This window comes from Klebsiella sp. JN_Kp127 (genome assembly GCF_040062505.1).
In the GTDB taxonomy this organism is placed as follows: Bacteria; Pseudomonadota; Gammaproteobacteria; order Enterobacterales; family Enterobacteriaceae; genus Klebsiella; species Klebsiella quasipneumoniae.
Window position 1 is genome coordinate 244,940 of sequence record NZ_JBEAHS010000031.1, and the last position, 8,483, is coordinate 253,422.

An 8,483-nucleotide genomic window follows, 5' to 3' on the forward strand; every position below is an offset into this window, starting at 1 on the left:
TACCACCTTGGTGGTAAATGCCAATTTCCGCCGCGATAACAAGCCAGTCCGTATTGATCGCTATCAATTCCCGTCCGCTTTCATAGCGTTACCTTCGCTGCAAATCCAGCAATGTCGATTTATCAGAGAGCCGTCAGGCTCCATATCAGGAGAAACCCGATGAGTAAATTCCTGGACCGGTTTCGCTACTTCAAACAGAAGGGTGAAACCTTTGCCGATGGGCACGGCCAGCTTCTAAACACCAACCGGGACTGGGAGGATGGATACCGTCAACGTTGGCAGCATGACAAAATTGTGCGTTCCACTCACGGTGTCAACTGCACCGGTTCATGCAGCTGGAAGATTTATGTCAAAAACGGACTGGTGACCTGGGAAACCCAGCAAACGGACTATCCGCGCACTCGTCCGGACCTGCCAAACCACGAACCACGCGGCTGCCCGCGCGGCGCCAGCTACTCCTGGTATCTGTACAGCGCGAACCGCCTGAAATACCCGCTGATGCGCAAACGCCTGATGAAGATGTGGCGGGAAGCGAAGGTCCAGCATAGCGATCCGGTTGAGGCATGGGCCTCGATCATCGAAGACGCCGACAAAGCGAAAAGCTTCAAGCAGGCTCGCGGTCGCGGCGGGTTTGTCCGCTCCTCCTGGCAGGAAGTGAATGAGCTGATTGCCGCCTCCAACGTCTATACCGTGAAAACTTACGGTCCGGATCGCGTGGCCGGCTTCTCGCCGATCCCGGCGATGTCGATGGTCTCCTACGCCTCCGGCGCTCGTTACCTGTCGCTGATCGGCGGTACCTGCCTGAGCTTCTACGACTGGTACTGCGACCTGCCGCCGGCCTCGCCGATGACCTGGGGCGAGCAGACCGACGTGCCGGAATCCGCCGACTGGTACAACTCCAGCTATATCATCGCCTGGGGCTCCAACGTGCCGCAGACCCGTACCCCGGATGCGCACTTCTTTACCGAAGTTCGCTATAAAGGGACCAAAACTGTCGCCATCACCCCGGACTACGCCGAAATCGCCAAGCTCTGCGATCTGTGGCTGGCGCCGAAGCAGGGTACCGATGCCGCGATGGCGCTGGCGATGGGCCACGTGATGCTGCGTGAGTTCCATCTTGATAAACCGAGCCAGTACTTCACCGATTACGTGCGTCGCTACACCGACATGCCGATGCTGGTGATGCTTGAGGAGCGCGACGGCTATTACGCCGCCGGCCGCACGCTGCGCGCGTCCGACCTCGTGGATTCCCTTGGTCAGGAGAAGAATCCGGAATGGAAAACCGTCGCCTTTGATGAGAAGGGCGATCTGACCGTGCCGAATGGTTCCCTCGGATTCCGCTGGGGCGACAAAGGCAAATGGAACCTCGAACAGCGCGACGGTAAAACCGGCGAAGAGATTGAGCTGCGTCTGAGCCTGCTGGGCAGCCATGACGAGGTCGCGGACGTCGGCTTCCCGTACTTCGGCGGCGAAGGTTCTGAACACTTCAACAAAGTCGCGCTGGAAAACATTCTGCTGCACAAACTGCCGGTTAAACGCCTGCAGCTGGCCGACGGCTCCACCGCCCTGGTGACCACCGTGTACGACCTGACCATGGCCAACTATGGCCTGGAGCGCGGTCTGAACGATGACAACTGCGCCGCCAGCTATGATGAAGTGAAAGCCTACACTCCGGCCTGGGCGGAGAAAATTACCGGCGTCTCCCGCGCGCATATTATCCGTACCGCCCGCGAGTTTGCCGATAACGCCGATAAAACCCATGGTCGGTCGATGATTATCGTCGGGGCGGGTCTCAACCACTGGTTCCACCTCGACATGAACTACCGCGGTCTGATCAACATGCTGATCTTCTGCGGTTGCGTCGGCCAGAGCGGCGGCGGTTGGGCGCACTATGTGGGCCAGGAAAAACTGCGTCCGCAGACCGGCTGGCAGCCGCTGGCATTCGCCCTTGACTGGCAACGCCCGGCACGTCATATGAACAGCACCTCGTACTTCTATAACCACTCCAGCCAGTGGCGCTATGAAAGCGTGACCGCGCAGGAGCTGCTCTCGCCGATGGCGGATAAATCCCGCTACAGCGGCCATCTGATCGACTTCAACGTCCGCGCCGAGCGGATGGGCTGGCTGCCGTCGGCGCCGCAGCTGGGCGTAAACCCGCTGCGCATCGCCGATGAGGCGAAAAAAGCGGGCATGACGCCGGTGGATTACACCGTCAAATCTCTGAAGGAGGGATCGATTCGCTTTGCGGCAGAGCAGCCGGAAAACGGAAAAAACCATCCGCGTAACCTGTTTATCTGGCGTTCCAACCTGCTGGGCTCCTCCGGTAAAGGACATGAGTACATGCTCAAGTACCTGCTGGGTACGGAGAACGGCATTCAGGGTAAAGACCTTGGCAAGCAGGGCGGCGTGAAGCCGGAAGAAGTCGAATGGCGCGATAACGGCCTCGACGGCAAACTGGACCTGGTGGTGACCCTCGACTTCCGTCTGTCGAGCACCTGTCTCTACTCCGACATCGTGCTGCCGACCGCCACCTGGTACGAAAAAGACGACATGAATACCTCGGATATGCATCCGTTTATTCATCCGCTGTCAGCGGCCGTTGACCCGGCCTGGGAATCGAAGAGCGACTGGGATATCTATAAAGGTATCGCGAAGAAATTCTCTGAAGTGTGCGTGGGCCACCTCGGTAAAGAAACCGACGTCGTTACGCTGCCGATCCAGCATGATTCCGCCGCGGAAATGGCGCAGCCGCTGGACGTCAAAGACTGGAAGAAGGGCGAATGTGACCTGATTCCGGGGAAAACCGCCCCGCATATTATTCCGGTCGAGCGTGATTACCCGGCGACTTATGAGCGCTTCACCTCCATTGGCCCGCTGCTGGAAACCATCGGCAACGGCGGGAAAGGCATCGCCTGGAATACCCAGAGCGAAATGGACCTGCTGCGTAAGCTCAACTACACCAAGGCCGAAGGCCCGGCGAAAGGTCAGCCGAAGCTGGAAACGGCCATCGACGCCGCGGAGATGATCCTCACCCTGGCGCCGGAAACGAACGGTCAGGTGGCGGTGAAGGCGTGGAAAGCGCTGAGCGAAATCACCGGCCGCGAGCACGCGCACCTGGCGCTGAACAAAGAAGACGAGAAGATCCGTTTCCGCGATATTCAGGCGCAGCCGCGGAAAATCATCTCCAGCCCGACCTGGTCCGGGCTGGAAGACGAACACGTCTCCTATAACGCCGGATACACCAACGTTCACGAGCTGATCCCATGGCGTACCCTGTCCGGTCGTCAGTCGCTGTATCAGGATCACCAGTGGATGCGCGACTTTGGCGAGAGCCTGCTGGTTTATCGTCCGCCGATTGACACCCGCTCGGTGAAAGCGGTGATGGGCGAGAAGTCCAACGGCAACCCGGAGAAGGCGCTGAACTTCCTGACGCCGCACCAGAAATGGGGTATCCACTCGACCTACAGCGATAACCTGCTGATGCTGACCCTGTCACGCGGCGGTCCGATCGTCTGGATGAGCGAGGCGGATGCGAAAGATCTGGGTATCGAAGATAACGACTGGATCGAAGTGTTCAACGCCAACGGCGCCCTGACGGCGCGCGCGGTGGTGAGCCAGCGCGTGCCGGCCGGGATGACCATGATGTACCACGCGCAGGAACGCATCGTGAACCTGCCTGGCTCTGAAGTCACCGGCCAGCGCGGCGGGATCCATAACTCGGTTACCCGTATTACGCCGAAACCGACCCATATGATCGGCGGCTATGGCCATCTGGCCTATGGCTTTAACTACTACGGCACCGTCGGCTCCAACCGCGATGAGTTTGTGGTGGTACGTAAGATGAAGAACATTAACTGGTTAGACGGCGAAGGCAATGACCAGGTACAGGAGAGCGTAAAATGAAAATTCGTTCACAAGTCGGCATGGTGCTGAATCTCGATAAATGCATCGGCTGCCACACCTGCTCGGTAACCTGTAAAAACGTCTGGACCAGCCGGGAAGGGATGGAGTACGCCTGGTTCAATAACGTGGAGAGTAAGCCTGGCGTTGGTTTTCCGAACGACTGGGAAAACCAGGAGAAATGGAAGGGCGGCTGGATCCGCAAAATCAACGGCAAGCTGCAGCCGCGTATGGGCAACCGCGCGATGCTGTTAGGTAAAATCTTCGCGAACCCGCATCTGCCGGGCATCGATGATTACTACGAGCCGTTCGATTACGACTACCAGAACCTGCATAACGCCCCGGAGAGTAAACACCAGCCGATCGCCCGTCCGCGATCGCTGATCACCGGCCAGCGGATGGACAAGATCACCAGCGGTCCGAACTGGGAAGAGATCCTCGGCGGCGAGTTTGAAAAGCGCGCCAAAGACCAGAACTTCGACAACATGCAGAAGGCGATGTACGGCCAGTTCGAGAACACCTTCATGATGTATCTGCCGCGCCTGTGCGAGCACTGCCTGAATCCGGCGTGCGTCGCAACCTGCCCGAGCGGCGCCATCTATAAGCGTGAAGAAGACGGCATCGTACTGATCGACCAGGACAAGTGCCGCGGCTGGCGGATGTGCATCACCGGCTGCCCGTACAAGAAGATCTACTTCAACTGGAAGAGCGGGAAATCTGAGAAGTGCATCTTCTGCTACCCGCGTATTGAATCCGGAATGCCGACGGTATGCTCCGAAACCTGCGTGGGCCGAATCCGCTACCTCGGCGTCCTGCTGTATGACGCGGACGCGATCGAAAATGCCGCCAGCACCGAGAACGAGAAAGATCTCTATCAGCGTCAACTGGACGTGTTCCTCGATCCGAACGACCCGAAAGTGATTGAGCAGGCGCTGAAAGATGGCGTACCGCAGGGCGTGATTGAAGCCGCGCAGCAGTCGCCGGTCTGGAAAATGGCGATGGACTGGAAGCTGGCCCTGCCGCTGCACCCGGAATATCGCACCCTGCCGATGGTTTGGTACGTGCCGCCGCTGTCGCCGATTCAGTCCGCCGCCGATGCCGGCGAACTGGGCAGCAACGGGATCCTGCCGGACGTGGAAAGCCTGCGTATTCCGGTGCAGTATCTGGCCAATCTGCTGACCGCCGGCGATACCCAACCGGTCCTGTTGGCCCTGAAGCGGATGCTGGCGATGCGTCACTATAAGCGGGCGGAAACCGTTGACGGTGTTGTCGATACCCGCGCGCTGGAAGAGGTGGGCTTAAGCGAAGCGCAGGCTCAGGAGATGTACCGCTACCTGGCGATCGCCAACTACGAAGATCGTTTCGTGGTGCCGAGCAGCCATCGTGAACAGGCGCGGGAAGCGTTTCCGGAGAAAAATGGCTGCGGCTTTAGCTTTGGCGACGGCTGCCACGGCTCTGACAGCCAGTTCAACCTGTTCAACAGCCGTCGCATCGACGCCATCGACGTGACCAGCAAAACGGAGCCGCACGCATGATTGAACTTGTGATTGTGTCGCGTTTGCTCGAATACCCTGACGCTGCCTTATGGCAGCATCAGCAGGAGATGTTCGAGGCGCTCGCGTCATCGGAGAAACTCAGCAAAGAAGATGCTCACGCGCTGGGCGTTTTTCTGCGCGATCTGCTGGCTCAGGATCCGCTGGATGCCCAGGCGGCCTACAGCGAACTGTTTGACCGCGGACGGGCCACCTCGCTGCTGCTGTTTGAACACGTGCACGGCGAATCCCGCGATCGCGGGCAGGCGATGGTTGACCTGATGGCGCAGTATGAGCGCCACGGTCTGCTGCTCGATAGCCATGAGCTGCCGGATCATCTGCCGCTGTATCTGGAGTATCTGGCGCAGCTGCCGGAAGAGGAAGCGCTTGGCGGCCTGCGGGACGTCGCGCCGATCCTCGGCCTGCTCAGCGCGCGCCTGCAGCAGCGCGAGAGCCGCTATGCGGTGCTGTTCGAGCTGCTGCTGAAGCTGGCCAACACTCAGGTCGACAGCCAGAAAGTGGCGGAGAAGATTGCCGACGAAGCCCGCGACGATACGCCGCAGGCGCTGGACGCAGTCTGGGAAGAAGAACAGGTTAAATTCTTTGCCGACCAGGGCTGCGGCGAGTCGGAGATTTCCGCTCACCAGCGTCGTTTTGCCGGAGCCGTGGCCCCGCAATATCTGAATATCTCTAACGGAGGACAGCAATAATGCACTTCCTGAATATGTTCTTCTTTGACATTTATCCGTACATTGCGGGCTCGGTGTTTCTGATCGGCAGCTGGCTGCGCTATGACTACGGTCAGTACACCTGGCGCGCGGCCTCCAGCCAGATGCTGGACCGTAAAGGGATGAATCTGGCGTCGAATCTGTTTCATATCGGCATCCTCGGCATTTTCGCCGGCCACTTCCTCGGCATGCTGACGCCGCACTGGATGTATGAATCCTTTCTGCCGATCGACGTCAAGCAGAAGATGGCGATGATCGCCGGCGGCGCCTGCGGCGTGATGACCCTGGTGGGCGGTTTACTGCTGCTCAAGCGTCGTCTGCTCAGCCCGCGCGTTCGCGCCACCACCACCGGCGCGGATATTCTGATCCTCTCCCTGCTGATGGTGCAGTGTGCGTTGGGCCTGCTGACGATCCCGTTCTCAGCCCAGCATATGGACGGCAGCGAAATGATGAAGCTGGTCGGCTGGGCGCAGTCGGTGGTCACCTTCCACGGCGGTGCGTCGCAGCACCTGGATGGCGTGGCGTTTATCTTCCGCGTCCACCTGGTGCTGGGTATGACCCTGTTCCTGCTGTTCCCGTTCTCCCGTCTGGTTCATATCTGGAGCGCGCCGGTAGAGTACCTGACACGCAAATACCAGATTGTTCGCGCCCGTCGCTAACTGGCCCGCGACTGCTGACTGACCCCGCTCTGGCGGGGTTTTTTTTCGCCCCAGCCGAGGTTATTCCCCGCGGCGGCAAACAGAATCAGCATCCCGCCGCACCACTGCACAGGGGTTAACGCATGGTGGAAGACCAGATAGTCGACCCCCATCGCCACCAGTGGATAAATAAAGGAGAGTGAACCGGTAATGGGCGTTGGCAGCTTCTGTATCGCGCTATATAAAAGCTGATACATGATCCCGGTATGGACGACGCCGAGGATCAGCAGATAGCGCCAGGGAAAGCTGGCAGAAAACTCGGGCATTTGCACCAGCGGCAGCAGCATCACGACGCCGACCAGCACCTGAATAAAGGCGATATGCTGAGCAGGGAGCGGATGCAGTTTGCGGGCGATAATGGCGGTCAGAGCATAGAAAAATGCTGCGCCTAATGCCAGCAAAACGCCGGTCGCGAGACTATCGCCGTGCGCCGGGGCAAGCTCGCTTGACAGCAGGATCACCACGCCGCCGAAGGCCAGCAGTAACCATCCCCATTTTACGGCGCTGACTCGCTCCCCCAGCACCATGCCCATCAGTACCAGCATAAACGGCTGGGTGTTGTAGACCACCGTGGCCATGCCAATTGAAATACGCGAGTAGGCGGCAAAAAGCAGCAGCCAGTTGATGACCAGCGCAATGCCGCCAAGCACCGCGAGGGTGAGGGTGAAGCGCGTGAGACGACTGAAGGGTTGGCGGCTGAGAACGATAAACAGCAGCAGGGTCAGCGCGCCAATCAGGCAGCGCCAGAACACCACATCAATTACCGGCAAACCAGAGAGCAGCACGAACGCGCCGATCGAGCCAGAAATGATCATCGCCAGGCTCATTTGCCAGACGCCGCGGGTAAGTTGCATATTTCACCTCCAGAAGTTTTCCATTATTGTGCGAAAAATCCTGACAGCCTGACATGGCTGAATTAAGGTAAGCAGGGGGAAATTCCTTTCATAATTAGGTAAAAACCATGAATGACTTACTTGATGAAATTGACCGGGCGATCCTCGCTTGCCTGACTCAGGACGCCAGAGTCTCGTTGAAGGTATTGAGCGCGCGGGTGGGGCTGACCTCGCCGAGCACCGCCGAGCGGGTGAAGCGCCTGGAGGAGCGGGGGGTGATCCAGGGCTATGGGGCGCGGGTGAATCTCGCCGCGCTGGGCTACAGCCTGCAGGCGCTGGTGCGGGTCCGGCCGCTGCCTGGTCTGCTGCAGAAGGTGGATAAATATATCCAGGCGATGCCGGAGTGCATCGAAAGTGACAAAGTGACCGGAGAGGATTGTTTCGTGATGCGACTGGTGGTGCGTGATATTGCCCAACTGGATACGCTGCTTGACGGCCTGGCTGAATTTGCTCAGTGCAATACCTCGGTGGTGAAAAGTTCGCCGGTGAAGAGACGACTGCCCCCGCTGTGAGTTTCCCGGAGGCGGCGCGGCGCACCAGTCCGGGCTGCCGGTCGGCACAGGCAACGTTCTCTCGTTATGCTCGAGTCGAACCTGAGTTGAAGCTTCTCATCCTTCCCCGTGGAGCAGAATATAAAAGATCGTCGAGTAGTCGAATTGGGGAGTTCTTTTAAGAAGATGGTGGTGGGGGAAGGATTCGAACCTTCGAAGTCGATGACGGCAGATTTACAGT

Annotated in this window: 6 protein-coding genes; 5 read left to right on the plus strand and 1 reads right to left on the minus strand. The window is 58.8% G+C overall.

Going from position 1 to position 8,483, the window contains the following annotated elements:
- Positions 1 to 159: 159 nt before the first annotated feature.
- Genes ABLV04_RS09615 through narI form a run of 4 tightly spaced genes read left to right on the plus strand, consistent with a single transcriptional unit; the run spans position 160 to position 6,819 of the window.
- Complete coding sequence (locus tag ABLV04_RS09615) at positions 160 to 3,903, plus strand: nitrate reductase subunit alpha (RefSeq protein WP_023290134.1); 3,744 nt, start codon at positions 160 to 162, stop codon at positions 3,901 to 3,903.
- Positions 3,900 to 5,435, plus strand: coding sequence for a nitrate reductase subunit beta (narH, locus tag ABLV04_RS09620; protein ID WP_023290133.1), 1,536 nt, complete (start codon positions 3,900 to 3,902; stop codon positions 5,433 to 5,435). Before ABLV04_RS09615 ends, narH begins: the two co-directional genes overlap by 4 nt.
- Positions 5,432 to 6,142, plus strand: coding sequence for a nitrate reductase molybdenum cofactor assembly chaperone (gene narJ / locus ABLV04_RS09625; RefSeq protein WP_023318561.1), 711 nt, complete (start codon positions 5,432 to 5,434; stop codon positions 6,140 to 6,142). The genes narH and narJ overlap by 4 nt, the downstream gene beginning before the upstream one ends.
- On the plus strand, positions 6,142 to 6,819 hold the full coding sequence (gene narI, locus ABLV04_RS09630; protein ID WP_002910189.1) for a respiratory nitrate reductase subunit gamma: 678 nt from the start codon (positions 6,142 to 6,144) through the stop codon (positions 6,817 to 6,819). The genes narJ and narI overlap by 1 nt, the downstream gene beginning before the upstream one ends.
- Here the strand turns inward: narI and ABLV04_RS09635 are convergent.
- Positions 6,816 to 7,712, minus strand: coding sequence for a DMT family transporter (locus ABLV04_RS09635; RefSeq protein WP_123822666.1), 897 nt, complete (start codon positions 7,710 to 7,712; stop codon positions 6,816 to 6,818). The two genes, narI and ABLV04_RS09635, sit on opposite strands and share 4 nt — an antisense overlap.
- A gap of 107 nt (positions 7,713 to 7,819) precedes the next feature.
- Here ABLV04_RS09635 and ABLV04_RS09640 point away from each other — a divergent pair, with 107 nt between their 5' ends.
- Positions 7,820 to 8,263: an Lrp/AsnC family transcriptional regulator gene (locus tag ABLV04_RS09640; protein WP_023290130.1), complete on the plus strand. Its 444-nt coding sequence runs from the start codon at positions 7,820 to 7,822 to the stop codon at positions 8,261 to 8,263.
- Positions 8,264 to 8,483 lie beyond the last annotated feature (220 nt).